General features: G+C 58.6%; 1 protein-coding gene. It reads right to left on the bottom strand.

What is annotated here, in order from left to right:
* Positions 1–4 precede the first annotated feature (4 nt).
* A complete protein-coding gene (locus PROAA_RS13290) occupies positions 5–1,057 on the bottom strand; it encodes an IS630 family transposase (protein WP_186411804.1) in 1,053 nt (350 codons plus the stop codon).
* Positions 1,058–1,064: the final 7 nt, after the last annotated feature.

Here is a 1,064-nt window from a genome sequence, read left to right as displayed (position 1 = left end):
TTACTCAGCAGTCGCCAATATAGGCGACAGAAGGGGCGTTGAAGAATGAGCGAACGAGGAGTGGCAATTTCTGGAGTGCAGCAAGCTGCTCCTCGATTTTGTCGCGCAGCTTCTCACCCTTTTGCAATGGCCGCCTCGCGGTGCCGGAACGTTTGACATGACTCCACACCCATTCGTCTGGATTCAAGTCCGGGGCATAACCGGGCAGGAAGTGCAGGGTCAAACGGCCTTCGGTCGATGTAACGTATTTCTTCACGAGCGCCGTCTTGTGCGCAGGCAGACTATCAAGCACGAGATGGACGGGCTTCTTGCGGTATTTCATCATTTTCTTCAGCAGTTCGACAAACAACTCCGCGTTGAGCCCACCCTCGTAGGTGGTAAACCAGAACGCCCCCTTGGCATTCACCGCCGAAGCCGCGCTGATGGATTGACGCTGTCCAGGACGGTGAACGATGGGTGTCTGTCCGCGAGCGCCCCACGTCTTGCCATGCACCGTGTCGGCACGAAACCCCGATTCATCCCAGAAGTAGATTTCGGCGCCGACCGCCTTGGCTTGCCTGGCAATGGCAGGAAAGGTTTCCCGCTGCCATTTCTCGACCGCTTCGGGATCGCGCTGGTAGGCGCGTTGCAAGGGCTTCTGCGGGGTCAGCCCCAGCTTGGCCAGCAATTCGCCCACCGCCGTGAGCCCAAGCCGTATGCCAAATTTCTTCTCGATCAATTCGCCGACGATCGCTCGCGTCCACAGACCGAAGTCCAGGCCGTACTGCCGCGGATCACGGCCGTTCACCCATCGAAACACTTGAGATTCCTGCGTCGGTGTCAGGCTGCGCGGGCGGCCGGTCGCCTTCGTCGAGCGCAACGCCTTGATGCCCAGCCCCGGACGTAGCGCGGCGTTCAACCATTTGTAAATCGTGGTGCGATTGAAGCCGTAGGCGGCAATGACGTCCGACGCCAATTCGCCTTCGCGCACTCGCTCTACCGCCATCAGGCGAATCGTCTCCAGCGTTTGCCTGTCCAATGTTCGTCCATCTCTCTTCATACATTTTGAGATTGTCATGACCGAC

It is taken from the genome of Candidatus Propionivibrio aalborgensis, assembly GCF_900089945.1.
GTDB classification, from domain to species: domain Bacteria; phylum Pseudomonadota; class Gammaproteobacteria; order Burkholderiales; family Rhodocyclaceae; genus Propionivibrio; species Propionivibrio aalborgensis.
The sequence above is the reverse complement of the archived record's forward strand: the minus strand, read 5'-3'. Positions and strand labels throughout refer to the sequence as shown.